Here is a 24,996-nt window from a genome sequence, read left to right as displayed (position 1 = left end):
CTGCGCCCCCTCAGGCGCTCAGGGCCGCCTTGTCGCGGAGCAGGGCGGCCAGTGAGGCCGCGAACTCCACCGGGTCGACCGGCAAGGTCACCGCGGCCTCCGCGCGGCTCCAGGTGGCCAGCCAGGCGTCCTGGGGGCGCCCGATGAGCAGCAGCACCGGCGGGGCCTGGAAGATCTCGTCCTTGATCTGCCTGCACACGCCCATGCCGCCCGCCGGGACGGCCTCGCCGTCCAGGACGCAGACGTCGATCCCGCCCCGTTCGAGCTCGGCGAGGACCGCGGGCAGCGTCGCGCACTCGATGAAGCGGACTTCTGGGACGTCGCCGGCCGGCCGACGGCCGGTGGCCAGGCGGACCTGCTCACGGGTGTTCGCGTTGTCGCTGTAGACCAGCACCGTGGCGGTCGGCTGCATGGTTCCTCCGCTTGGTCGAGTGGCATCTCGCGCGGATGCTACTCCTCCCGACACCCCGTCAACACCGCTTCGGACGCCCCCGCGATGGGCCATCCGGGCAGGACACACCCCACAGACACTCCGAACGGCACCCCCCGGGGTGAGGGCGGGATAAGCGACCGACATAATGTCGGTCGTGGCGACAGCAACGACAGTAGATACCGGGCACGCGCACCCGCCGGTCAATCGACCGAACCTCACCAGCGTCGGAACCATCATCTGGCTGAGTTCCGAGCTGATGTTCTTCGCGGCCCTCTTCGCGATGTACTTCACCCTGCGATCGGTTACGGGTCCCGATCACTGGAAGGAAATGGCGTCGAGCCTGAACTTCCCGTTCTCGGCGACGAACACCACGATCCTGGTGCTCTCCTCCCTCACCTGCCAGCTCGGCGTTTTCGCCGCCGAGCGCGGTGATGTGAAGAAGCTCCGGATGTGGTTCATCGTCACCTTCATCATGGGTGCGATCTTCATCGGCGGTCAGGTCTTCGAGTACACGGAGCTGGTCAAGCACGAGGGCCTCTCGCTCTCGTCGGACCCGTACGGCTCGGTGTTCTACCTGACCACCGGCTTCCACGGACTGCATGTGACAGGCGGCCTGATCGCCTTCCTGCTGGTCCTCGGCCGCACCTACGCGGCCAGGAGGTTCACCCACGAGCAGGCGACCGCCGCCATCGTCGTGTCCTACTACTGGCACTTCGTCGATGTCGTCTGGATCGGCCTCTTCGCCACGATCTACATGATCAAGTAATCGGTACCGGGTACCGCGGCTGCGCTTCGGCCGCCCCGACGCACCCGACGTACCGACACATTCCAGAAGCATCGACGCAGAAGATCCTGACACCGGGGTAATCCGTGAAAAAGCTCTCCGCACGACGACGCCATCCGCTGGCGGCGGTCGTCGTCCTACTCCTCGCGCTGGCGGCCACCGGGGGGCTGTACGCCGCGTTCGCTCCGGCGGACAAGGCGCAGGCCGACGAAACCGCTCAGTCCCTCGCCATCGACGAGGGCAAGAAGCTCTATGCCGTGGGCTGCTCCAGCTGCCACGGAACCGGCGGTCAGGGCAGTTCCGACGGCCCGAGCCTGGTGGGCGTGGGCGCCGCCGCTGTCGACTTCCAGGTCGGCACCGGCCGGATGCCGCTCCAGCAGCAGGGCGCCCAGGCGCCCAAGAAGAAGGTCATCTACAGCCAGGCTCAGATCGACCAGATGGCGGCGTACATCGCCTCGCTCGGCGCGGGACCCAACATCCCCACCGAGAAGCAGGTCAGCCCCGAAGGCGCCGACATCGCCAAGGGCGGCGAACTGTTCCGCACCAACTGCGCCCAGTGCCACAACTTCACCGGTGAAGGTGGCGCGTTGACGCACGGAAAGTACGCCCCGAGCCTGGAGGGCGTCAGCCCCAAGCATGTCTACGAGGCCATGCAGACGGGCCCGCAGAACATGCCGTCCTTCCCCGACACGACGATGCCGGAGAAGAACAAGAAGGACATCATCGCGTACCTCGACGCGGTCAACGGTGAGAAGACCGAGAGCCCCGGCGGTCTCAAGCTGGGCGGTCTCGGACCGGTCAGTGAAGGCCTGTTCGCCTGGATCTTCGGCCTCGGCGCGCTGATCGCGGTCGCCGTGTGGGTCGCCGCCCGGACCGCAAAGGCCAAGAAGTCATGAGTAGCCAAGAGAATCCAGAAGAGAACCTGCCCAGCGAGCAGGAATCCGCCGCCCATGGCGCGGTAGCCGTGGCCGACGACGCCGACCCGTTCGCGGACCCGGGGCTCCCGCCCCACGAGCACCGCGTCCAGGACATCGACGAGCAGGCCGCCCGGCGCTCCGAGCGCACGGTCGCGATGCTGTTCACCATCTCGATGCTGTCGACGGTGGGCTTCATCGCCTCGTTCGTGGCCTTCCCGGTCGACAAGAGCGTCTACATCTGGCCCATCGGCCACATCAGCGCGCTCAACTTCGCCCTGGGCATGACCCTCGGTCTCGCCCTCTTCTGCATCGGCGCGGGCGCGGTCCACTGGGCCCGCACCCTGATGTCCGACGTGGAGGTCGCCGACGAGCGGCACGCGATCCAGGCCGAGCCCGAGGTCAAGGCCAAGGTCCTGGCCGACTTCGCGCAGGGCGCCAAGGAGTCGCAGCTCGGCCGGCGCAAGCTGATCCGCAACACGATGTTCGGCGCGCTGACCCTGGTCCCGCTCTCCGGCGTCGTCCTGCTGCGTGACCTCGGTCCGCTGCCGGAGGACAAGCTGCGGCACACCCTGTGGTCCAAGGGCAAGCTGCTCGTGAACATGAACACGAACGAGCCGCTGCGCCCCTCGGACGTCCAGGTCGGCTCGCTCACCTTCGCCAAGCCCGAGGGCCTGGAGGAGCACGACCACGACTTCCAGACCCAGATCGCCAAGGCCGCCCTGATGATCGTCCGGATCCAGCCGGACAACATCAAGGACAAGCGCGAGCTGGAGTGGTCGCACGAGGGCGTCGTCGCGTACTCCAAGATCTGCACCCACGTGGGCTGCCCGATCTCCCTGTACGAGCAGCAGACGCACCACGTCCTCTGCCCGTGCCACCAGTCCACCTTCGACCTCTCCGACGGCGCCCGAGTCATCTTCGGCCCCGCCGGCCACGCCCTTCCGCAGCTGAAGATCGGCGTGAACGAGGAGGGCTACCTCGAGGCGCACGGCGACTTCGAAGAGCCCGTCGGCCCTGCCTTCTGGGAGCGCGGATGAGCACCGAGAACACCACGGCGGAGGCCACCGCGGCCGCGCCGACCGACAGCCGCAAGAAAGCGCCCGCCGGTGAGCGGGTCGCCGACTGGGCCGACGGCCGCCTCGGGATCTACTCCCTGGCCAAGGCCAACATGCGCAAGATCTTCCCGGACCACTGGTCCTTCATGCTCGGTGAGATCTGCCTCTACAGCTTCATCATCATCATCCTCACGGGTGTGTATCTGACGCTGTTCTTCCACCCGTCGATGAACGAGGTGGAGTACCACGGCAGCTACGTGCCCCTGCAGGGCCAGCTGATGTCCGAGGCGTTCAACTCGACCATGCACATCTCCTTCGATGTGCGCGGTGGTCTGCTGATCCGGCAGATCCACCACTGGGCGGCGCTGATCTTCCTCGCCGGCATGTTCGTGCACATGATGCGCGTGTTCTTCACGGGTGCGTTCCGCAAGCCGCGTGAGGTCAACTGGCTGTTCGGCTTCCTGCTGTTCGTCCTCGGCATGTTCACCGGCTTCACCGGTTACTCGCTCCCGGACGACCTGTTGTCGGGTACCGGTGTGCGCTTCATGCAGGGCGCCATCCTGTCGGTGCCGATCGTCGGCACGTACCTGTCGATGTTCCTGTTCGGCGGCGAGTTCCCCGGCGGCGACTTCGTGGCCCGGTTCTACTCGGTCCACATCCTGCTGCTGCCGGGCATCATGCTCGGCCTCGTGGTGGCGCACCTGATCCTGGTCTTCTACCACAAGCACACGCAGTTCGCGGGCCCCGGCAAGACCAACAAGAACGTCGTCGGCATGCCGCTGCTCCCGGTCTACATGGCCAAGGCCGGAGGCTTCTTCTTCCTGGTCTTCGGTGTCATCGCGGCCATCGCGGCGATCGCCTCGATCAACCCGATCTGGGCGCTCGGCCCCTACCGGCCGGACCAGGTGTCCACCGGCGCCCAGCCCGACTGGTACATGGGCTTCGCCGAGGGTCTGATCCGAGTGATGCCCGGCTGGGAGATCAACATCTGGGGCCACACGCTGGTCCTGGGCGTGATGATCCCGCTGGCGATCTTCCCGCTGGTCCTGGTGGCGCTCGCGGTCTACCCGTTCATCGAGTCCTGGATCACCGGGGACAAGCGCGAGCACCACATCCTGGACCGCCCGCGCAACGCCCCGACCCGCACGGGCTTCGGCGTCGCCTGGATCACCGCCTACATGATCATGCTGGTCGGTGGTGGCAACGACCTGTGGGCCACGCACTTCCACCTGTCGCTGAACGCGATCACCTGGTTCGTCCGGATCTTCTTCTTCGTCGGACCGGTCATCGCCTTCATCGTCACCAAGCGGATCTGCCTGGGCCTGCAGCGGCGCGACAAGGACAAGGTGCTGCACGGACGCGAGTCCGGCATCATCAAGCGCCTGCCGCACGGTGAGTTCATCGAGGTGCACCAGCCGCTCGACAAGGAGCAGCTGCACACCCTCACCGCGCACGAGCAGTACGCGCCGCTCGAGATCGGCCCGACGGTCGACGAGAACGGCGTCGAGCGCAAGGTGACGGGCTCGCAGAAGCTGCGGGCGAAGCTCTCCAAGGGCATGTACGGCGAGGAGAGCCAGATCCCGAAGCCCACCGCCGACGAGTACAAGGAGATCACCAGCGGCCACGGCCACCACTGATCACCTGAGCGCTTCGAGGCGCTGACCCGAGGGTCGCCACGGCAGGAGCCCCGTCCAGAGCATGGACGGGGCTCTTTGCCGTCCCCGGGGCTGGATAGGGTGGTGGTCACCCCCTGTGCCGGGGTGCCATCGTCTACGAACCCAGGAGCGGCCATGAGCGCTGTGACCCCCGCAGGAGGCGACACCGCGGCGGCCCGTTCCTGGCCCGACGTACTGAACGGGCTGCTCGACGGGCGCGACCAGAGCGCCGACGACACCGCCTGGGCCATGGACCGCATCATGCGCGGCGAGGCCACGGACGCGCAGATCGCGGGTTTCGCGGTGGCGCTGCGCGCCAAGGGCGAGACCGTCGAGGAGATCTCCGGCCTGGTCCGCACGATGTACGAGCACGCCCACGTCATCGACGTGCCCGGGCCGAGCGTCGACATCGTCGGCACCGGCGGCGACGGCGCCAAGACCGTGAACATCTCCACCATGTCGGCGATCGTCGTCGCCGGGACCGGCGCGAAGGTCGTCAAGCACGGCAACCGCGCCGCGTCCTCCGCGAGCGGCGCCTCCGACGTCCTGGAGAAGCTCGGCGTCAACCTGGAGCTCACCCCGAGACGGGTGCGGGAGGTCGCCGAGGAGGCCGGGATCACCTTCTGCTTCGCGGTGAAGTTCCACCCCGCGCTGCGGCACGTGGCGCCCGCGCGGCGCGAGCTCGGCATCCGGACCACCTTCAACTTCCTCGGTCCGCTGACCAACCCCGCGAAGGTGCGGGCGCAGGCCACCGGTGTCGCCGACGCCCGGATGGCGCCGATCCTCGCCGGTGTCCTCGCCGAGCGCGGCTCCTCGGCGCTCGTCTTCCGCGGCGACGACGGGCTCGACGAGCTGACCACGACGGCCACGTCGCGGGTCTGGGTGGTACGGGACGGGGGCGTCCGCGAGGAGGCCTTCGACCCGCGGGACGTCGGCGTCGACCTCGTCCCGGTCGAGGCGCTGCGGGGCGCCGACGCCTCGTACAACGCGGAGGTCGCACGGCGGCTCCTCGACGGCGAGAGCGGGCCCGTGCGGGAGGCGGTGCTCCTCAACGCGGCCGCGGCCCTGGTCGCCCTGGAGCCGGGCGAGGGCCCCCTCGCGGACCGGATCCGGGCGGGCATGGCGAAGGCGGCCGAGGCGATCGACTCGGGCGCGGCGAAGGCCGCGCTGGCGCGCTGGGTGGCGGCCAGCAACAGCTGAGCCCCGTACGGGGCGCGGGGCACCGCGCGCATGGCGCGCGAACGGCCGCAGACGCGTCTGCCGAGTACTGAGCAGACGCGTCTGCGGCGTTTTCGTGGCCGGTCGCGCAGCTCCCCGCGCCCCTTACGGGGCGTGTGGTGTACGTCGCAGTCCGGATTCTGGACTGCGGTGTTGCGCACCCAAGATCGTGTGGCAGGATGCTGCGCAGGTCATGAGTGACAGCGACTACGGCCCCGGCCCGCTGTCCGGCAACCCTCCGTCCGTGGCGGGGTGCCCCGGGTGAAGACCAGGCGGTGGACAGCAAGGTTCGCCGCAAGCGCGGACCCCTTCTGAACCCTGGGGTCCTGGTCCTCAAGGGAGCAGTCTCGTGAGCAAGCGAATGCGATAGGGCGTCAACGCCCCTTTTCCGCGTACCCATTTCACCTTTCCTGAGCCGTCGACCGACGTCCGGCCCAGTGATCTCGCCTGCCTCTTACGGGAGTTCGCCATGTCTGCCACCCCTGCTGCCACCGCGTCCGCCGCCCGGTCCGCCGAGCCCACCGACTCCGCCGACCCCTGCTGTGCCGCCCCCCTCCCCGTCCTCGGCCGTGACGTCACCGTCCCCCTCGTCACCGGCGGCGAGGTGACCTACGCCGCGCTCGACTACGCCGCCAGCGCCCCGGCCCTGCAGCGGGTGTGGGACGACGTGGCCGCGTACGCGCCGTACTACGGGAGCGTGCACCGCGGCGCCGGGTACCTGTCGCAGCTGTCGACCGACCTGTTCGAGAACGCGCGGAAGACCGTCGCCGAGTTCCTGGGCTGCCGGGAAGGCGACCAGGTGGTGTTCACGCGGTCGACCACCGACTCGCTGAACCTGCTCGCCGCCGCGCTCCCCGCCGACTGCCAGGTGTTCGTGTTCGAGACCGAGCACCACGCGTCCCTGCTGCCCTGGCGCGACGCCCGCGTCACCTACCTCGACGCCCCGCGCACCCCCCAGCAGGCCGTCCACACCCTGGAGCGCGCCCTCGCCGACCGCGACCCCTACGGCCCCGCCCTGGTGTGCGTCACCGGCGCCTCGAACGTCACCGGTGAGCTGTGGCCGGTGCGCGAGCTGGCCGCCGCCGCGCACGCGCACGGCGCCCGCATCGTCCTCGACGCCGCCCAGCTCGCGCCCCACCACCCCGTCGACGTACGGGAGTTGGACGTCGACTGGATCGCCTTCTCCGGGCACAAGCTGTACGCGCCCTTCGGCTGCGGCGTGCTCGCCGGGCGGGCCGACTGGCTGCAGGGCGCCGAGCCGTACCTCGCCGGTGGCGGCGCCTCGCGGAAGGTCGCGCGGCGCGCCGACGGGGGAGTGGACGTCGAGTGGCACGACACCGCCGCCCGGCACGAGGCCGGTTCGCCCAACGTCATCGGCGCGTACTCCATCGCCTCCGCCTGCAAGGCCCTGACCGAGGCCGGGTTCGACGCGCTCGTGGAGCGGGAGCGGCACCTGATCGACACGGTCCGCGCGGGGCTCGCGGCGGTGCCGGAGGTGCGGGTGCTGTCCCTGTTCGGGGACGACGCGCCGCGCGTGGGCGTCATCTCGTTCGTCGTGGACGGCTGGAACAGCTCGCACTTCGCGGCCGCCCTGTCCGCCGAGTACGGCATCGGGGTCCGCGACGGCCTCTTCTGCGCCCACCCGCTCGTGCGCACCCTGCTCGGCGGCGCCCCCGACGAGCCCGGCGAGTGCGGCGCCCCGGAGGCCGCGCCCGGCGAGCGGTCCCTGAACGCGATCCGGGTGAGCTTCGGCGCGGGCACCCCCGACGAGCACGTGGAGCGCTTCGTGCGCGCCGTCCGCGAGCTGGTGACCGACGGCGCCCGCTGGAACTACCGCACCGAGGACGGGCGTTGCGTGCCGGACACCGGCACCGGCACCGACACCGCCGCCGCGGGCGCCACCGCGGCCTGACGCCGCAGCCGGGACCCCAGGACGATCATGCGCAGGGCGCGTTCCGTCGCGTCCGTCAGGAACTCGCCGCCCCGGCTCAGCGCCTCCGGGAGCGACACCGGGGCGGGCAGGATCGCGCTGTAGGCGTCCACGCCCAGCTCCCGCACCGCGTGCGCCCCGTCCCCGATGGTGCCCGCGAGGACCAGGACCGGCCGCCCGAACCGCTTGGCCCGCCGGGCCACCTCGGCCGGGACCTTGCCGCGCGGCGTCTGGTGGTCCAGGGCGCCCTCGGCGGTGACGACCAGGTCGGCGCGGGCCAGCCGGGCGTCCAGGTCCAGGTGGTCGAGGAGCACGTCGAAGCGGGGCAGGAGCTGGGCGCCGATGGCGGCGAGCCCGGCGCCGAGGCCGCCGGAGGCGCCGGTGCCGATGCCGCCGTAGAGGTCGGTGCCGACGTTCAGGTCGCGGGTCAGGACGTACGCCCAGTGCTCCAGGCCCGCCGCCAACTGCTCGACCTGTGTGGGTGTCGCGCCCTTCTGCGGGCCGAAGACGCGGGCCACGCCGCGCTCGCCGCACAGGACGTTGTGCGGGTTGCAGGCGACGAGCAGCTCGGTGTGCGCGAGGCGCGGGTCGAGGCCGGTCGTGTCGATGTGGTGCAGCCGCATCAGCTCCCGGCCGCCGTGCGGCAGTTCCCAGCCGTCCTCGTCCAGGAGCCGGGCGCCCAGGGCCTGCAGCGCCCCGGCGCCCCCGTCCGAGGTGCCCGAGTCGCCGCAGCCCACCAGGATGCGGCGGGCGCCGGTGTCGAGGGCGGCGCGGATCAGCTCGCCCACGCCGTACGTGGTGGTGGCGCCCGGGTCGCGCAGGTCCCGCGGGACCAGGCTGAGGCCCGCCGCCGCGGCCATCTCCACGACGGCGGTGCCGGAGCCGAGGAGCGCGAAGTGGGTGCCGATGCGCTCGCCCACGGGGCCCGTCGCGGGCAGCGCCACCAGGCGGCCCCCGGAAGCGGCGGCCAGCGCCTGTGCGGTGCCCTCGCCGCCGTCGACCAGCGGGATCAGGTCGACCTCCGCGTCCGGTACGACGCGCCGCACCCCGTCGGCGATGGCCTCCGCCACGGACTGGGCGGACAGGGACTCCTTGAAGCCGCTGGGCGCGACGGCGAAACGGGTGAGGGGCATGGACGTACTCCTTGAAGTGGCGGGCGAGTGGCAGGAAGGTGGGGCTCAGCGGACGACGGGCACGCCGAGCAGCGGCCACACCGCGAGCGCGAACAGCAGGACCAGGGCGGCCGTCAGGGGAGCCAGGACGGCGGACAGGCGCAGCAGGTCGCGCGGGGTGTAGGTGGGCGTGCCGGGTATCTCGGCGAAGAGCGTCACCGGCTTCGCGGACGCGGGCAGCGTGTGGCAGAAACCGGCGGCCGCCGTGGACGCGAGCGCCGCCGCGACCGGATTCACGCCCGCGCCCACGGCCGCCGCGACCACCAGCGGCACCAGCACGGACGAGCGGGCCGAGCGGGACTGGAGCACCAGGTGCGCCGCCGTGCTGATCGCGATGACGGCGGCCAGGAACAGGCCGGGCGGCAGGTCGACGGGAAGCCCCGACACCAGCCACTTCGCCGCGCCCGAGTCGGCGAGCGCCACGCCCATCGCCATCGTCGCCGCCATGAAGAGCAGCAGCGACCACGGCACGGTCTTCAGCGCGTCCTTCAGGCGTACGGTGCCGAGCGCGGGCGAGGACGCGACGACCGCGCCGATCAACGCGACCACGGCGGGCGGCACCTGGTGCAGGGGCTCGCTGCACCACAGGGCGACGACGGTGGCCAGGAGCAGGGCGCAGCGCGTCTCGGCGGGCTCCCAGGGGCCGGTGACGGGGTGGTCGCTGTGCTCCTGGATCTGCTCGGCGGTGATGTGGACCGGGCCCTCGCGGTCGGCGCGGCGGGTCGTCGTCCACAGCACGGCCTCGGCCGCCAGGTGCGAGGACGCTATGGCCAGCGGCAGGCCGAGCAGCAACCACTGGGTGAAGCCGATGCGTTCGCCGGTGGACTCCCACAGCACCGACACCGTGATCAGATGCGCGCCCGCGCCGATCAGGGTCGCGACGGCGGACAGCAGGATCACGGTCGGGAACAGCAGCGCCAGCATCACGACAAGCCGCTTGCGGTCGGCCAGGACCTTGGCGAGCGCGAGGAAGACGGGCAGGGCGAGCGCGGCCCGGCCGGAGGTGGCGGGCACCGCGAACGCCGTGACCACGAGGGCGGCGGTCGTCAGGTGCGTCAGCTGGCGCACGCTGCGTGCCCCGCTGACCAGGAACGCCGCCGCCCGGCCCGCGAGCCCGCTGCGCGCCACGGCGGCGGCGAGCACGAACGCGCAGATCAGCAGCCACACCGTCTCGTCGCCGAGGGTCCCGAAGAGGGTGTCGCTGCTGATCACGCCGGTGGCGGTGAGGGCGAGCCCGGCGCCGAGCGCGATGTACGTGTCGTCGATCGGCGTGCCGATCCAGGCGCAGGTGGCCAGGGCGAAGACGGCGAGGGTGAGGCGGGCGTCACCGCTCAGGCCGGGGAAGTTGCCGGGGACGACGAGGAGCGCGCACAGGCTCAGCGCCAGGCAGAGCAGGATCGTTTGCCGCAGGGTCAGGGTCACGGCACTCAGCGTTCCGGCGCGCCGTGAGCCTCCAATGAGCCGAAGATGAAAGGAACTTCACCGGCGCCCCCGCCGACCGGCTCCCGTGGTCACCCGGGCAGCCGGTACCCCATGCCCCGCACCGTCTCCACCCGCTCCGCCCCCAGCTTCTTGCGCAGCGCCCGCACGTACACGTCCACGATGTTCGACCCCGGGTCGAAGTCGTACCCCCACACGTGGGACAGGATCTGCTCCCGTGACAGCACCTGCCCGGGATGGCGCAGGAACAGCTCCAGGAGCACGAACTCACGCGCCGTCAGGTCCACCGTCCGCTCGCCCGAACGGGCCCGGCGCGTCCGCAGGTCGAGCGTCACCTCGCCGCTGCGCAACACGGTCACCTCGGGCGCCCGGGCCGCCGTGCGCAGCCGCAGGCGCACCCGCGCGAGCAGCTCCTCGAACCGGAACGGCTTCGTCATCCAGTCGTCGGCGCCGCCTTCGAGCCCCGCCACGGTGTCCCGCACGGAGTCCCGCGCCGTCAGCACGATCACCGGCGCCGACACCCGCGCCTCGCGCAGCTCCCGGAGCACGGTGAAGCCGTCCCGGCCCGGCAGCCCGATGTCCAGGAGGATCAGGTCGAAGCCGCCGGTGAGGGCGTAGTCGCAGGCCGCGTCGCCGTCGCCCACGATCGTCGTCGTGAAGCCGTTGGCACGCAGTCCCTTGTCGACGAAGGAGGCGATGCGCTCCTCGTCCTCCACGATCAGGACCCGGTTCATGCCCGGCCTCCGGTGCTCGCCGCACGGCTCATGTCTGGCCCTCCAGTACGAGTACGAATGTGGCGCCGCCGCCGTCGGTGGGGCGCAGCAGGACCTCGCCGCGGTGGCCGCGGGCGATCGCGCGGACGATCGACAGCCCGAGCCCCGCGCCGCTGGTCCGGGCCCCGCGCCGGGACGTGCCGCGCCGGAAGCGTTCGAAGATGACCTCGGCGTCCTGTGCCTGGACGCCGGGGCCGCTGTCGGCGACGTACAGCTCGATCCGGCCGTCGGTGAGGCGCGAGCCGACGCGGACGCGCCCGCCGGGCACGGTGTGCTGCACGGCGTTCTGGGCGAGCTGGACCATCGCCTGGGTGATGCGCTGCGGGTCGAGCCGGGCCTCGCTGTCGGCGACCTCGGCCAGCTCCCAGCGGCGCTCGCCGAGGGCGCGGGCCTTCACGAACACGTCGGCGGTCAGCTCGGCGAGCTGCACCGGCTCCGGCCTGATGAAGTCCGGGCGCTCGGCCTTGGCGAGGAGCAGCAGGTCCTCGACGATGCGGCTCATGCGGTCCAGCTCGTCGGTGACCAGGCGGACGGTCTCCTCGCGCTCGGCTGCGCTCTCTGTGGCACCACCCATCAGCTCCAGGTGGCCGCGGACGATGGTGATGGGGGTGCGCAGCTCGTGCCCGGCGTCGTCGACGAACTCGCGCTGCGCCGCGAACGCCCGCTCCAGGCGGTCCAGCATGCCGTTGAACGTGTCGGCGAGCGCGGCGATGTCGTCCTTGCCGTGCACGGGGATGCGCCGGGTCAGGTCCTGCTCGGTGAGCTGGGCGGCGGCGGTGCGCACGAGGCGTACGGGTTTCAGGATGCGCCCGGCGACCGCCCACGCGATGCCCGTCGTCAGGACCAGCGCGACCCCGGAGATGGCCAGGAGGATGCGGAACACGTCGTTCGCCTTGGCCTGTTCGGCCCTCGGGTGGAAGGCGACGACGAACGCCGCCTCCGGCTCGTCGCCGTGCCGGGCCACCTCGACCTTGGCCCAGCGCAGTTCGCCGGAGCGGCGGTCCAGGGTGCCCGTGGAGCCGCTCGCCGCGAAGATGGCGCGCCGGGCGGCCGGGTCGCGGTGCAGCGGGTGGCGCACCGAGAGCTCCCGGGGCTGGGTGAGCTGGGCCGGGCCCTGGCCCTCGCGGCGGACGAGCCCGATCAGCTCCTCGTCGGGGTCCGCGTACTGCCGCTCAAGGAAGACCTCGAGCAGGCGGCGCGGGTCGGTGAAGCGCTCGCCGGTGGCCGGATCGACGCCCTGGTCCACGAAGTTGGTGAACTCGCCGGCCTCCTGGGTGAGCAGCCGGTCGACGCGGTGGTCGACGTCGCGCAGCAGGATCGAGCGGGTGGTGGCGGCGACCGCGGCGAGCGCGACCGCCATCACCAGGAGCAGCCACAGCAGGATGCGGACGCGTGCGGAGAGGCGGCGCGCGGCCCCGGTCGGCTCGGCCGTCGGCGCCGGATCAGTCGTCGCCGGGTCCGTCGTCCGCGTCGTCGTCCCCGGAGGAGCCGGGCTTGCCGGTCGATCCGGGGGTGTGGGATCCGGTGTTGTCGTCGTCATCGTCACCCGAGTCGCCCCGCTCGTCCGCGCCGTCCGTGGAGTTCTCGCCGACCGGGGGCGGCGAGACCACCTGGTCGCTGGGGGTGGGCTGCGGTTTCGTCGGCGCGGTGGACGGGGAGCCGCTGTCCAGTTCGACCTTGGGCGGCACCTTGGGCGACGACGGGTTGTCGGTGAGGGCGTAGCTCGTCACGGCGATGCCCAGCGGAATCGCCACGACGGCAGCCAGGGCCGCGATGCGATGGGAGAAGACCATGGCGGCGATGGTGCGTGGCGTACCGCGTCGTCAGCATGAGCCGCAGATGAAGAATCCTTCATCCGGGGGCGGCGGGGGCGCGAGTGCTCCGGCCGCGCTCCCGGATCCGCTACGAATCCAGGCCGATCGCGAACGCGGCTTCCAGGTCGTGCTGCGAGTACGTCCGGAACGCCACGTGCGTGTCCGTGCCCTCCACGCCGGGGATCTTGCTGATCCTGCCCGGGATGACGTCCGCCAGGTCGTCGTGGCGGGCCACCCGGACCATGGCGATCAGGTCGTAGCCGCCGGTGACGGAGAAGACCTCGCTGACGCAGTCGAGGGCGGCGATCGACTCGGCGATCTCGGGGATCCGGTCCACGCTGGTCTTGATGAGCACGATCGCGGTGATCACGGCTGGCTGTCTCCCTCGGTGGCCGTTCCAGAGGCTTTCACTCTACTTGGCCCCCGACGCCGCCCCCAGGCGTAGACAAACCCCAACGAAAAGCCCACCAGGTGCGCCAGATACGCCACCCCCGGTCCCTGCCTCTCCTGCCCCGCCGCCGCCCACTGCAGCGCCACCCAGAACGGCAGCACCACCCACGCCGGAAACCGCAGCGGCAGGAAGAACAGGAACGGGAAGAGGCTGGTGACCCGCGCCTTCGGGAAGAGATACAGAAAGGCGCCGAGCGCGGCGGAGATCGCCCCCGAGGCGCCGACCAGGGTCTGGCCGGAGTCCGCGTGCGCGATCGCGTAGGCGAGCAGGGCGAGGGCGCCGCAGCCGAGGTAGAAGAGCGCGTACTGGAGGTGCCCCATGCGTTCCTCGACCATCACCCCGAACACGTACAGAAAGAGCATGTTGCCGAGCAGATGCAGCCAGCTGCCGTGCACGAACAGGGCCGTCACGGAGGTGAGGGCGGCCCGCGGTTTCCCGCTGAGGAGTTCGACGGGTACGACGCCCCAGCGTTCGAAATAGGCCCGCTGCGCGGCGATCAGCTCGTCGCCGGTGCCGTAGCCGGGGTTGAGGCCGGATCCCGGGGACATCAGGAAGATCAGACAGCACGCGGCGATCAGCGCGTACGTCACTGGAGCCGCCTGCCGCCTCACCATCCGGCCGGCGGCCGGGACCCACGCAGTGATCATGGACAGAGCATGACGTAACGGCGGTGATCTCCACAGATCGCCTCGCCCACCCATGTGCGTACGGAGCCCCTTACGCAGGCCTTAGGGTTACGGGCAATACGCACCACGGTTCCCGAAGGAAAGCGAACGTCACGATGACGGTTCCCCTGCCGACCGACGCCACCCGATGGCGCTGCGCCCTCTGCGGCAACCTCACCCGCTTCGACGTGACCCGGTCCTCGAAGGTCGTCGAATATGTGCACCTCGACCTGGCCGGAGAGCCGAAGGTCGAGGAACGCGAGGTGGTCAGTGAGACCATCGAGTCGGTCCGCTGCCGCTGGTGCAACGCGGTGGACCAGGTGGAACTCGTGGACAGGCCCGGGGCCGGCTCCTGAAACGGGAGCGGGCCCCGCACAGCTAGTGGGGTGACCGATGGTGGAGAGCGCGGGCGGAACGCCGGAGGACGGCGCCGCTGAGGTGCTCGACCGTCCGCTGCCCGACGGCGTGCGGCGGGCGGTCGTGCAGATCGTGTCGGACGGTTTCGGCGGCCTCACGGTGGCCGAACTGCCACCCCAGCTGCGCCAGTACGCGCGCTTCACCCCGAGCAGGCGGGTGAAGTTCGCGGCCAACGCCATGGCCGCGGCCCTGGAGGGCGACCCCCTGTTCCGCCAGCGCATCGGCGAACGCCTGCGCGAGGCCCAGCCCGAGCTGGCCGAGGCCCTCGACGCCGGCACCCCGCCGCCCGCCGCCGACCCGTTGGACGTGGCGGCGGCCGCGTACGTGCTGCGCCCGCTCGGCTGGGTGAAGCTGGTCACCGCCGCGGGCGAGGAGGCCCAGCGCGCCGACGCCGAACGGGCCGACGAGGAGACCCGGGCCGAACTGGAGCGGCTGCGCGCCGAACTGGCCGCCGCCCGCACCCACACCAAGGCCGAGACCGAACGCCTGCGCACCGAGCTGGACGCGGCGAGGCGCGAGGCCGACGCCGCGCACCGCAAGCTGCGCGGCGCGCTCAGCGACATCAAGCGCGGCGAGGCCGCCCTGCGCAAGGCCGCCGCCGAGGCCGACGTCGCGCGCGCCGAGGGCCAGGCCCAGGTGTCCGCCGCCGAGAGCGAGGCGCGGCGCCTCAAGGCCCGCCTCGGTGAGGCCGAGGCGGCCCTGGAGGCCACCCGCAGGGCCGCGCGCGAGGGCCGCAGCGTCGAGGACATGCGGGTACGGCTCCTGCTCGACACCGTGCTCGAAGCGACCCAGGGGCTGCGCCGCGAACTCGCCCTGCCGCCGGTGTCCGTGCGGCCCGCCGAGACCGTCGACGCCGTCGAGCCCGGCCGGATGACACCGAAGGACATCGCCGCCCGCGCCCTGTCCGAGAACGATCCGGCCATTCTCGACCAACTCCTCGCCCTGCCGCAGGCGCATCTGGTCGTGGACGGCTACAACGTGACCAAGACCGGCTATCCCACGATGCCTCTGGAGAAGCAGCGGCTGCGCCTCCTAGGCTCCCTCTCTCAGCTCGCGCTGCAGACCGGGGCTGAGGTGACCTGCGTCTTCGACGGGGCCGAGCTGGCCGCGCCGGTGCTGCTCGCGCCGCCGCGCGGCGTGCGCGTGCTGTTCTCGAAGGCCGGGGTGACGGCGGACGAGCTGATCCGTCAGCTCGTCCGCGCCGAACCGCCCGGGCGGCCCGTCATCGTCGTGTCCACCGACCGCGAGGTGGCCGACGGGATCGCCAAGGCGGGGGCGCGGCCGGTCGCGTCCGTGGTGCTGCTGAAGCGGCTCTCGCGGGGCTGAGCAGGTCCTTTCCCGGGGAGTCGGGAACGCCCATTCGCGTGGCTGCGTACGTCCTCGTAACTCCTGTTCCCTATGCCCGGATTGGGCGCTCGCCGTGCGCGACGTTGTGTCAAGTGACCGCTACCGCCCGTCGATTCTCAGTAAAGAAAACGCTCGACGACCGTCTTTTTTCCGATGAGGATTTGATCTGATCACAGGAGGGTCACTAGGGTCTCGCCTCGTACCCTCGCTCTGTTGATCACCCACCAGGGGTGGCAGCGTGCGGTCCCGCCCGCCGGTCCGGCAGGCGGCTGGAGGAAGAAGGAGCCGCCTTCGTGGCGTCCCACCGTCGACCGAAGCAGCCGGGCCGCGCCCGTGTGACCGTGCTCACCGCGACCGCCGCAGCCGCCGTCGCACTCACCTCGCAGGCCGCGAACGCCGCGCCGAACGAGAAGCCGAGCAAGGACGAGGTCAAGTCCAAGGTCGACAAGCTCTACGAAGAGGCCGAGAAGGCGACCGAGAAGTTCAACGGCGCCAAGGAGAAGCAGGAGAAGCTGGAGAAGCAGGTCGACACCCTGCAGGACAAGGTCGCCCGCGGTCAGGACGACCTCAACGACCTGCGCAGCGGCGTCGGTTCGCTCGCCAGCGCCCAGTACCGCTCCGGCGGCATCGACCCCTCCCTGCAGCTCTTCCTCTCCTCCGACCCGGACAACTTCCTCGACAAGGCCTCCGCGCTCGACCAGCTCAGCAGCAAGCAGGCCGAGGCCCTGAAGAAGATCCAGGCCAAGCAGCGCACCCTCGCGCAGCAGCGCAAGGAAGCCGCGGACAAGCTCGGCGACCTCGCCACCACGCGCTCCGAACTCGGCAAGAAGAAGAAGGAAGTCCAGGGCAAGCTCGGTGAGGCGCAGCGCCTCCTGAACTCCCTGTCCGCCGCCGAGCGGGCCGCCCTGAAGGCCAAGGAGGACCGCGCCTCGCGCGACTCCGAGCGCCAGGCCATCGACAAGCCCGACTCGAAGGGCGGCGCCCCCGCGAAGGGTTCCGGCCGCGCCTCGTCCGCGTACGCCGCCGCCCAGAGCAAGATCGGCTCGCCGTACGTCTACGGCGCGACCGGCCCCTCCTCCTTCGACTGCTCCGGCCTCACCTCCTGGGCCTACGCCCAGGCCGGCATGGACATTCCGCGCACCTCGCAGGCCCAGGCCAACTACGGCACGCGCATCGCCTCGCAGAGCGACCTGCGCGTCGGCGACCTCGTGATCTTCTACGGCGACCTGCACCACGTCGGCTTCTACGCGGGCAACGGCCAGGTCCTGCACGCGCCGCGCACCGGCACCGTGGTCCGCTACGAGTCGATCAACAACATGCCGTTCCAGTTCGGCGTCCGCATCTGACGTCCGACGCACCGTCCGATCGGGCGAATTCCGGTAACTTCCGCTGACCCCGCGCCCCGCTGATGACCTGCGTCTGAGGCGGGGCGTCACTGTGCGTAGGCGCTCAGGGTCTTTGGCCGCGACGTGATCGCGCCGCTACTGTCGCGCGCGTTCCCCGACACCGGGGAGCGGCCCCCGCCCCGTGCGGGGGAGACCCGACAGTCCCCCGCCACGCGGGGGTCCGTTCCAGCGGAAGGGAGAGCGGCTTCCCGTGGGATCCCATCGCCGTCCCGCAGCACCCACCGGTCCCGACCGGTGCGTACGCACCGCCACCATCACCGTCCTGTCCGCCGCGGCCGCCGCGGCGGCCCTGGCCGCGGCACCCGCGGGCGCCGCCCCGCAGGACCCGCGGTCCGACGCCTTGGCCAAGGTGGACCGCCTCTACGAGCAGGCCGAGAAGGCAACGGAGGCGTACAACAAGGCGGACGAGCGCGCGGACACACTGCGCGACCAGGTCGAACGGGCCAAGGACAAGGTCGCCCGCGGCCAGGAGCGCATCAACGCCATGCGCGGCGCCCTCGGTTCGCTCGCCGGTGCCCAGTACCGCTCGGGCGGCATCGACCCCGCGCTCGCCCTGATGCTCTCCTCCGACCCGGACGCCTACCTGGACCGGGCCTCGGCGCTGAGCCGCGTCAGTGCCCGGCAGAGCGGCGAACTCACCAAACTCCAGCGGGCCCAGCGCGAACTCGCCCAGGAACGCTCCGAGGCCACCCGCAAGCTGGTCGACCTCGAAGAGAGCCGCAAGACCGTCGCCCACCACAAGCGGACCGTCGAGACCAAGCTCGCCAAGGCCCGCCAGCTCCTCAACTCCCTGCCCGCGGAAGAACGCGAGCGGGACGGCAGGACCTCGCGCTCCGGGCGGGCCGACATGCCCGACCTCGCGGGCGCCGGGGCCCCGGCCTCCGCCCGCGCGGCCGCCGCGATCGCCGCGGCCCGCTCGGCGGTCGGCAAGCCGTACATCTGGGGCGCCAACGGCCCCTCCGGGTTCGACTGTTCGGGCCTGACCCAGTGGTCCTACGCCCAGGCCGGCGTCGGCCTGCCCCGCACCTCACAGGCCCAGGCGGGCGCGGGCCGGCAGGTCCCGCTCGGCCAGGCCCAACCCGGCGACCTCGTCGCCTACCGCGACGACGCCAGCCACATCGGCATGTACGTCGGCAACGGCCAGGTGGTGCACGCGCCCTACCCCGGGGCGGCGGTGCGGTACGACCCGGTGGGGATGATGCCGGTGTCCTCGGTGACGCGCGTTTGACGGGCGGTACGGGGGCGGGGGCGCGGGTCTGATCGCCGGTACGGGGCCCGGGGTGCGGCTCTGATCGGTGCCGGCGCCCGCACGGGGCCGGGCGGCGGCGCCGTGTCCCCGTACGATCGGGAACGTGGCTGGTCGAGGGCAGGGGCGTGGGCGGCGCGCGCGGGCGGCGGGTACGGGGATGTGTCTCGCGGTGCTCGCCCCCGCCGTGCTGGCGGGCTGCGGGCGCGACGACACGGCGGACGCCGCGCCCGCCGACGTACGGCGGCTGCTCGACCGGCGCGCCGAGGCCGTCCTGGAGCGCGACCCCCGCGCCTACCGGGCCACCGGCGGCCCCACCGCCGCCTACGACCGGCTGCGCGACGTCCCCCTCAGATCCTGGACGTACCACCTCAAGGACTTCGAGCGCGACGGCACCCGCGCCACCGCCACCGCCGACCTCGGCTACCGCGTCGCGGGCTACGACCGCGCCCCCCTCACCGCCGAGCGGACCCTGTCCCTCCAGCGGCGCGACGGACGCTGGTACGTCACCGCCGAACGCCCCGCCCGGAATGCCGCCCAGCAACTCTGGGACCAGGGCCGCGTCGACGCCGTGCGCGGCACCCACAGCCTCATCCTCGGCGTCGGCCGCGAGCGCGCCGAGTTGCGGCGGTACGCCGAACTCGCCGACCGTGCCGTGCCCGCCGTGCGGGACGCCTGGCGCGGGGACTGGCCCGGCAAGGTCGTCGTCCTCGTACCGAAGTCCCTGGACGGCATGGCGGACCTCCTGGGCGCGCCCGCCTCCGGCTACCAGGGGATCGCCGCCGTCACCACCGGCGAGGCCGGCGGATCCGGCCGGACGCCCGCCGACCGGATCGTCGTCAACCCCGAGGCGTACGGGGTCCTCGGCGACCTGGGCAAGCAAGTCGTCCTCACCCACGAGACCACCCACGTCGCCACCCGCGCCCAGACCTCCCGGGCCACCCCCCTCTGGCTCTCCGAAGGCTTCGCCGACTGGGTCGGCTACCGGGGCACCGACCGCACCCCCCGCCAGGCCGCCCCCGAACTCCGCCGCGCCGTCGTCGACGGCCGCCTCCCCGCCGCCCTCCCCGAGGACGACGCCTTCGGCTTCAGCGGCGACGCGGGTGGACTGGCACGGGCCTACGAGGGGGCGTGGCTGGCCTGCCGGATGATCGCGGAGGAGTGGGGGGAGGGGAAGCTGCGGGCCTTCTACACGGCCGTGGGTGCGCGGGGGCAGCGGGCCGGGGCGGTCGAGGGGGCCCTGCGGGATGTGCTCGGCACGACGGAGGAGGACTTCACGGGGCGGTGGCGGGACTACGTGCGGGAGCAGCTGGGCTGAGCCCTCGCGGGGGCGCCCAAGTCCCGCCCCTTCTCCGAAACCGGGGGCTGCCGCCCCCTGGACCCCCGCTGTCGGCGCTTCGCGTCTCGTCCTCAATCTCCCCCAAGCTCTTAAGGAGCAGGGGGACCCCCACGACGGGCTGGATATGTGCTGCTGTTGTACTTCAGCCCCTCCGGCGTTTGAGGGGCGGGACCGGGGCGCCCCCGCGAGGCACCGCCCCCCGCCACACCCCCCGGCACGCCAGCACCGTCGCCGCGACCAGCAACCCGTTGCGTACGACAAGAAGCGCCAGGCCCACCGCATCGCTCGCCACCACATGCCCGAACCACACGGGAAACTCCAGGAACGTCACGAAGGCGGCCGTGAGGACGAGCACGGCAGGCCGCACCATCCGGCTGCCGCGCGAGGACAGGCACACGGCGGCCACCCCGACCAGCCAGACCAGGTACTGCGGACTGATCACCCGGCTGGTCGTGGTGAACAGCAGCACCGCCGCGAACGCCGCATCCGCAGGCGTGGCGGCCGACCACACCCGCGCCCGGACCCGCCACAGCACCAGCCACCCCAGAGCGGCCACCGACAGCGCCTGCGCCACCCCGCTCACCAGCGGGACGTACGGCCCGAGGAACTCCACGGAGCCGTAGTTGAGCCGCACCGCCCCCGACCAGCCGAAGTGGCGCGCCACATGGAAGACGAGGGCGCCGAGCGACTCGACCTCCGTACCCCGGTCGCGCTGGAACGTCAGGAACGCCAGCGCCCCCGGCATCGCGACCACGAACGCCGACGTGACGGCACCCGCCGTGAGGACCGCGGCACCCCACGAACGCCGGGCCGCCCGCCCCCGCGGCGCTCCGACGAGCAGCAGCACCGGCCACACCTTCACCACCGCCCCGAACCCGGCGAGCACCCCCGCCGTGTGCGCCCTGCGCGCCCCGGCGAGCAGCGCGGCGACGGCGACGGCGGTCACCATCAGGTCGTAGCGGGCGTACGCGGTGGGCCCGAGCAGGGCGACCCCCGCCGTCCACACCCAGGCCCCCCGCAGTGTCCTGCCGGGCCGCCCGGCCGCGTACACGAGCAGCCCCGTCACCACCGCGTCGGCCACGAAGGCCAGCAGGAAGAAGGCGGCGGGGTAGCCGAGGAACGGCAGCATGCCCGGGCCGAGGATCGCGAGGGCGGCGGCGGGCGGGTACTGCCAGGTGACGTCGTCGAGCGGGAACGTGCCGGTGCGCAGCACCTCGTACCAGCCCTGGTAGATGAACGCGACGTCGTTGGTGACGTCGGGGCCGGGGATGACGATGACGTGGAAGACGCAGAGGAGAAGCAGGGCGCGGGTGGGGGCCCAGAGGGCGAGGAGGCGCAGCAGTTCGGCGGCGGTGGCCTTCTCGGCCCGCTCAGCCCTGTCGGCCCCGGTGAGTCCGTCGAGCAGTCCGGCGGCCTTGGGATCGGGCCTGGCCTGGGTGGCCTCGGGCTCGGCCGTCCCGGCGGAGGTGGCCCCGAGTCCGGTGGTCCCGAGTCCGGTGGTCCCGGGCTCGGCCGCTGGCGAGAGGGCCCGCGTGGTCCCCGTCTGTCCCGTGCCCGTCATGTCTACCTCGCCCGCTTTTGAGACGTTTAAGTGGGTTTCGGGAAGTCATGATGCCGGGTGGTGCGGCACGGGCGGGCGAGGCGGGGCCGTGCGGCGCGGGCGGGCGCGCGGCCGGTACTGTCGGCGGCGATGCACAAGACCCTGATCGTCACGAACGACTTCCCGCCCCGGCCCGGTGGCATCCAGGCGTTCCTGCACAACATGGCGCTGCGCCTGGACCCCGCACAGATCGTCGTCTACGCCTCCACCTGGAAGCGCGGCCGTGAGGGCGCCGAGGCCACCGCGGCCTTCGACGCCGAACAGCCCTTCCAGGTCGTCCGCGACCCCACGACGATGTTGCTCCCCACGCCCCGCGTCACCCGCCGGGCGGTCTCGCTGCTCCGGGAACACGGCTGTACGTCCGTGTGGTTCGGGGCGGCCGCACCGCTCGGCCTGATGGGGCCCGCGCTGCGGCGGGCCGGGGCGCGGCGGCTTGTCGCGACCACGCACGGGCACGAGGCCGGGTGGGCGCAGTTGCCCGCCTCCCGGCAACTCCTGCGCCGGATCGGGGAGTCGACGGACACGGTCACCTATCTCGGTGAGTACACCCGCTCCCGGATCGCCGCCGCGCTCAGCCCCGCCGCGGCCGGGCGCATGGTCCAACTGCCGCCCGGGGTCGACGAGAAGACCTTCCACCGCGGCTCCGGGGGCGACGCGGTGCGGGCGCGGCTCGGGCTCACCGACCGGCCGGTCGTCGTGTGCGTCTCGCGGCTCGTGCCGCGCAAGGGGCAGGACACCTTGATCCTCGCCATGCCGCGGATTCTGGCTCGGGAGCCGGACGCGGTGCTGTTGATCGTGGGGGGCGGGCCCTACGAGAAGGAGTTGCGGCGGCTCGCCGCCGAGACGCGGGTCGCGGACTCCGTCGTCTTCACCGGGGCCGTGCCGTGGGCCGAGCTCCCCGCCCACTACGGCGCCGGGGACGTCTTCGCCATGCCCTGCCGTACGCGGCGCGGGGGGCTCGACGTCGAGGGCCTCGGCATTGTCTACCTGGAGGCCTCCGCCACCGGGTTGCCCGTCGTCGCCGGGGACTCCGGCGGGGCGCCGGACGCCGTCCTCGACGGGGAGACCGGGTGGGTCGTGCGGGGCGGTTCCCCCGAGGATTCCGCTGACCGGATCCTCGCGCTGCTCGGTGATGCGGAGTTGCGGGAGCGGATGGGGGAGCGGGGGCGGCGGTGGGTCGAGGAGCGGTGGCGCTGGGACCTGCTGGCGGAGAGGCTGCGGGAGCTGCTGTAGCCCTTCGCGGGGCGCCCCACGCCGGAGGGGCTGACACTTGCCCGCACCTTCTCAGCCCGTTGTGGGGGTCCCCCCTGCTCCTTGAGAGCTTGGGGGAGTTTGAGGGCGAGGCGCGAAGCGCCGACAGCGGGGTCCTGGGGGCGCAGCCCCCGGTTTCGGGAAGGGGCGGGACGGGGGAAAGCCCCGCAGGGCCCCCGACCTCAGCCCCGGTAAAGCGCCTCGATCTCGTCCGCGTAATCCTTCGCGACCACGTTCCGCTTCAGCTTCAGCGACGGCGTGAGATGCCCCGACTCCTCGGTGAACTGGGCGGGCAGGACACGGAACTTGCGGACGGACTCGGCCTTGGAGACCGCCGCGTTGCCGTCGTCGACGGCCTGCTGCACCGCGGCGATGAGGTCGGCGTCCTCCCGCAGGGAGGCGGCGGTGACCCCGGCGGGCTTGCCGTGCTCGGCCGCCCACCGCCCGAGGAACTCCTCGTCGATGGTGACGAGCGCGCCGACGAACGGCCGCCCGTCCCCGACGACCATGCACTCGGCGACGAGCGCGTGCGCCCGGATGCGGTCCTCGATGACGGCGGGGGCGACGTTCTTGCCGCCGGCCGTCACGATGATCTCCTTCTTGCGGCCGGTGATCCGCAGGTACCCGTCCTCGTCGAGGGTGCCGATGTCCCCGGTGTGGAACCACCCGTCGGCGAGGGCTTCCTCGGTGGCGGCCTCGTTGTTCCAGTAGTGGGAGAACAGGTGCTCGCCGTGGAGCAGGACCTCGCCGTCGTCGGCGATGCGGACGACGGAGCCGGGCAGCGGCTGCCCGACGGTGCCGATCTTCTGCCGGTCCCAGGGGTTGAAGGCGGTGGCGGCGCAGGACTCGGTGAGGCCGTAGCCCTCCAGGACGGTGAAGCCGATGCCGCGGAAGAAGTGGCCGAGGCGCTCGCCGAGCGGGGCGCCGCCGGAGATGGCGTACTCGCCGCGCCCGCCGAGGACGGCGCGCAGCTTGCTGAAGACCAGCTTGTCGAAGACCTTGTGCTTGACGCGCAGGCCGATCGAGGGCCCGCCGACGGAGTCGAGGGCGCGGCTGTAGGCGATCGCCGTGTCGGCGGCCTTGTCGAAGATCTTGCCCTTGCCGTCGGCCTGCGCCTTGGCGCGCGCCGCGTTGTAGACCTTCTCGAAGACGCGCGGCACGCCGAGGATCAACGTGGGCCGGAACGCGGCGAGTTCGTCGGTGAGGTGCTTGATGTCGGGCGCGTGGCCGAGCTTGATGGGGGCCATGAGCGCGGCCACCTCCACCAGGCGGCCGAAGACGTGCGCGACGGGCAGGAAGAGGAGCACCGAGCACTCGCCGGTGCGGAACAGCGGTTTCAGGCGCTCCACCACGTTGCCGCACTCGGCGAAGAAGCTGCGGTGGGTGAGGACGCAGCCCTTGGGGCGGCCCGTCGTGCCCGAGGTGTAGACGATGGTCGCCGGGTCGTCGGCGCCCGCGACGGCGCCGCGCTCCTCGACGGTCTCGTCGGGGACCTCGGCGCCCGCCCGGTTCAGCTCCTCGACGCCGCCCCGGTCGATCTGCCAGATGTGGGCCAGCGCCGGCAGCCGGTCGCGCACGGACTCGACGGCCTCGGCGTGACCGTCGGTCTCCACGACGCAGGCCACCGCGCCGGAGTCGCCGAGGATCCACTGGATCTGCTCGGCCGAGCTGGTCTCGTACACCGGTACCGAGACCGCGCCCGCGCTCCAGATCGCGAAGTCGAACAGCGTCCACTCGTAGCGCGTACGGGACATCAGGCCGACCCGGTCGCCGGGTCGCACGCCCGCCGCGATCAGGCCCTTCGCGGCGGCCCGCACCTCGGCCAGGAACGCCGTGGCCGTGACGTCCTGCCAACTGCCGTTCACCTTGCGGCCGATGACCGCCACATCCGGGTGCTGCGCGGCGTTTCTGCGGACGATGTCGGTCAGATTGCCGTCCGCGGGGACCTCGTACAGGGCCGGAAGGCTGAACTCGCGCAAGACTGCTGCTCCTACATAGGGCGCCGACGCCACGACGTTGTGCGATGCGACGGTGCGGTCCAAGGTCGGGCAGGTGCTCAGTCGGGGGGTTCGGGGGGTCCTCG

At 72.1% G+C, this 24,996-nt stretch carries 22 protein-coding genes and 1 riboswitch; of the genes, 12 read left to right on the top strand and 10 right to left on the bottom strand.

Features of this window, described 5'->3' with window-relative positions:
• Positions 1 to 10 precede the first annotated feature (10 nt).
• Complete coding sequence (locus IE274_RS18520) at positions 11 to 412, bottom strand: DNA-binding transcriptional response regulator (protein ID WP_190116889.1); 402 nt, start codon at positions 410 to 412, stop codon at positions 11 to 13.
• 166 nt (positions 413 to 578) lie between these two features.
• Between IE274_RS18520 and ctaE the strand changes: the two genes are divergently transcribed.
• The 6 genes from ctaE to IE274_RS18490 all read left to right on the top strand — a co-directional run bounded on the left by ctaE (position 579) and on the right by IE274_RS18490 (position 7,974).
• On the top strand, positions 579 to 1,199 hold the full coding sequence (gene ctaE, locus IE274_RS18515) for an aa3-type cytochrome oxidase subunit III (RefSeq protein ID WP_030360900.1): 621 nt from the start codon (positions 579 to 581) through the stop codon (positions 1,197 to 1,199).
• Between the two features lie 104 nt (positions 1,200 to 1,303).
• Entirely contained in the window at positions 1,304 to 2,113 is an 810-nt protein-coding gene (qcrC, locus tag IE274_RS18510) for a cytochrome bc1 complex diheme cytochrome c subunit (RefSeq protein WP_190116888.1), read from the top strand.
• Entirely contained in the window at positions 2,110 to 3,171 is a 1,062-nt protein-coding gene (gene qcrA, locus IE274_RS18505; protein WP_190116887.1) for a cytochrome bc1 complex Rieske iron-sulfur subunit, read from the top strand. Before qcrC ends, qcrA begins: the two co-directional genes overlap by 4 nt.
• Positions 3,168 to 4,826 (top strand): cytochrome bc1 complex cytochrome b subunit, encoded by a 1,659-nt coding sequence (qcrB, locus tag IE274_RS18500; RefSeq protein WP_190116886.1) that lies wholly within the window; start codon positions 3,168 to 3,170, stop codon positions 4,824 to 4,826. The genes qcrA and qcrB overlap by 4 nt, the downstream gene beginning before the upstream one ends.
• 153 nt (positions 4,827 to 4,979) lie before the next feature.
• Complete coding sequence (gene trpD, locus IE274_RS18495; RefSeq protein WP_190116885.1) at positions 4,980 to 6,044, top strand: anthranilate phosphoribosyltransferase; 1,065 nt, start codon at positions 4,980 to 4,982, stop codon at positions 6,042 to 6,044.
• A 207-nt stretch (positions 6,045 to 6,251) separates the two neighbouring features.
• A riboswitch (SAM riboswitch) is annotated at positions 6,252 to 6,369 on the top strand.
• Positions 6,370 to 6,531: 162 nt separating this feature from the next.
• Positions 6,532 to 7,974 carry an aminotransferase class V-fold PLP-dependent enzyme gene (locus tag IE274_RS18490; RefSeq protein ID WP_190116884.1) on the top strand — a complete coding sequence of 481 codons (1,443 nt, stop codon included), beginning with the start codon at positions 6,532 to 6,534 and terminating at the stop codon, positions 7,972 to 7,974.
• Here the strand turns inward: IE274_RS18490 and IE274_RS18485 are convergent.
• The 7 genes from IE274_RS18485 to IE274_RS18455 form a co-directional block, all read right to left on the bottom strand.
• Positions 7,893 to 9,125, bottom strand: coding sequence for a glycerate kinase family protein (locus tag IE274_RS18485; RefSeq protein ID WP_190116883.1), 1,233 nt, complete (start codon positions 9,123 to 9,125; stop codon positions 7,893 to 7,895). The genes IE274_RS18490 and IE274_RS18485 overlap by 82 nt on opposite strands.
• Before the next feature lie 45 nt (positions 9,126 to 9,170).
• Positions 9,171 to 10,586: an SLC13 family permease gene (locus IE274_RS18480; RefSeq protein ID WP_190116882.1), complete on the bottom strand. Its 1,416-nt coding sequence runs from the start codon at positions 10,584 to 10,586 to the stop codon at positions 9,171 to 9,173.
• Positions 10,587 to 10,675: 89 nt separating this feature from the next.
• The gene (locus IE274_RS18475) at positions 10,676 to 11,338 is read right to left on the bottom strand and encodes a response regulator transcription factor (protein ID WP_190116881.1); all 663 of its coding nucleotides are present in this window, start codon (positions 11,336 to 11,338) and stop codon (positions 10,676 to 10,678) included.
• Between the two features lie 28 nt (positions 11,339 to 11,366).
• Positions 11,367 to 12,737: a sensor histidine kinase gene (locus tag IE274_RS18470; protein ID WP_190117058.1), complete on the bottom strand. Its 1,371-nt coding sequence runs from the start codon at positions 12,735 to 12,737 to the stop codon at positions 11,367 to 11,369.
• An 82-nt stretch (positions 12,738 to 12,819) separates the two neighbouring features.
• On the bottom strand, positions 12,820 to 13,170 hold the full coding sequence (locus IE274_RS18465) for a small secreted hydrophilic protein (protein ID WP_190116880.1): 351 nt from the start codon (positions 13,168 to 13,170) through the stop codon (positions 12,820 to 12,822).
• 109 nt (positions 13,171 to 13,279) lie between these two features.
• Positions 13,280 to 13,561, bottom strand: coding sequence for an Lrp/AsnC family transcriptional regulator (locus IE274_RS18460; RefSeq protein ID WP_190116879.1), 282 nt, complete (start codon positions 13,559 to 13,561; stop codon positions 13,280 to 13,282).
• Positions 13,558 to 14,289, bottom strand: coding sequence for a rhomboid family intramembrane serine protease (locus IE274_RS18455; RefSeq protein ID WP_190116878.1), 732 nt, complete (start codon positions 14,287 to 14,289; stop codon positions 13,558 to 13,560). Before IE274_RS18455 ends, IE274_RS18460 begins: the two co-directional genes overlap by 4 nt.
• 134 nt (positions 14,290 to 14,423) lie before the next feature.
• On the opposite strand from IE274_RS18455, the gene IE274_RS18450 reads away from it, so the two are divergent.
• The 5 genes from IE274_RS18450 to IE274_RS18430 all read left to right on the top strand — a co-directional run bounded on the left by IE274_RS18450 (position 14,424) and on the right by IE274_RS18430 (position 20,041).
• On the top strand, positions 14,424 to 14,663 hold the full coding sequence (locus tag IE274_RS18450) for a hypothetical protein (RefSeq protein WP_190116877.1): 240 nt from the start codon (positions 14,424 to 14,426) through the stop codon (positions 14,661 to 14,663).
• 37 nt (positions 14,664 to 14,700) lie between these two features.
• Complete coding sequence (locus IE274_RS18445) at positions 14,701 to 16,050, top strand: NYN domain-containing protein (RefSeq protein ID WP_190116876.1); 1,350 nt, start codon at positions 14,701 to 14,703, stop codon at positions 16,048 to 16,050.
• A gap of 314 nt (positions 16,051 to 16,364) precedes the next feature.
• The gene (locus IE274_RS18440) at positions 16,365 to 17,417 is read left to right on the top strand and encodes a C40 family peptidase (RefSeq protein WP_190116875.1); all 1,053 of its coding nucleotides are present in this window, start codon (positions 16,365 to 16,367) and stop codon (positions 17,415 to 17,417) included.
• A gap of 250 nt (positions 17,418 to 17,667) precedes the next feature.
• Complete coding sequence (locus IE274_RS18435; protein ID WP_190116874.1) at positions 17,668 to 18,705, top strand: C40 family peptidase; 1,038 nt, start codon at positions 17,668 to 17,670, stop codon at positions 18,703 to 18,705.
• A gap of 178 nt (positions 18,706 to 18,883) precedes the next feature.
• The gene (locus IE274_RS18430) at positions 18,884 to 20,041 is read left to right on the top strand and encodes a hypothetical protein (protein WP_190117057.1); all 1,158 of its coding nucleotides are present in this window, start codon (positions 18,884 to 18,886) and stop codon (positions 20,039 to 20,041) included.
• 163 nt (positions 20,042 to 20,204) lie between these two features.
• Here IE274_RS18430 and IE274_RS18425 read toward each other — a convergent pair whose 3' ends face one another.
• Positions 20,205 to 21,623 carry a glycosyltransferase 87 family protein gene (locus tag IE274_RS18425; protein WP_229909629.1) on the bottom strand — a complete coding sequence of 473 codons (1,419 nt, stop codon included), beginning with the start codon at positions 21,621 to 21,623 and terminating at the stop codon, positions 20,205 to 20,207.
• Positions 21,624 to 21,752: 129 nt separating this feature from the next.
• Between IE274_RS18425 and IE274_RS18420 the strand changes: the two genes are divergently transcribed.
• Positions 21,753 to 22,895 (top strand): glycosyltransferase family 4 protein, encoded by a 1,143-nt coding sequence (locus IE274_RS18420; protein WP_190116873.1) that lies wholly within the window; start codon positions 21,753 to 21,755, stop codon positions 22,893 to 22,895.
• Positions 22,896 to 23,095: 200 nt separating this feature from the next.
• On the opposite strand, the gene IE274_RS18415 is transcribed toward IE274_RS18420, so the two are convergent.
• On the bottom strand, positions 23,096 to 24,892 hold the full coding sequence (locus IE274_RS18415) for an AMP-dependent synthetase/ligase (protein ID WP_190116872.1): 1,797 nt from the start codon (positions 24,890 to 24,892) through the stop codon (positions 23,096 to 23,098).
• Positions 24,893 to 24,996: the final 104 nt, after the last annotated feature.

The sequence above is a fragment of the Streptomyces flavofungini genome (genome assembly GCF_014650815.1).
Taxonomy (GTDB): domain Bacteria; phylum Actinomycetota; class Actinomycetes; order Streptomycetales; family Streptomycetaceae; genus Streptomyces; species Streptomyces flavofungini.
The sequence above is the reverse complement of the archived record's forward strand: the minus strand, read 5'-3'. Positions and strand labels throughout refer to the sequence as shown.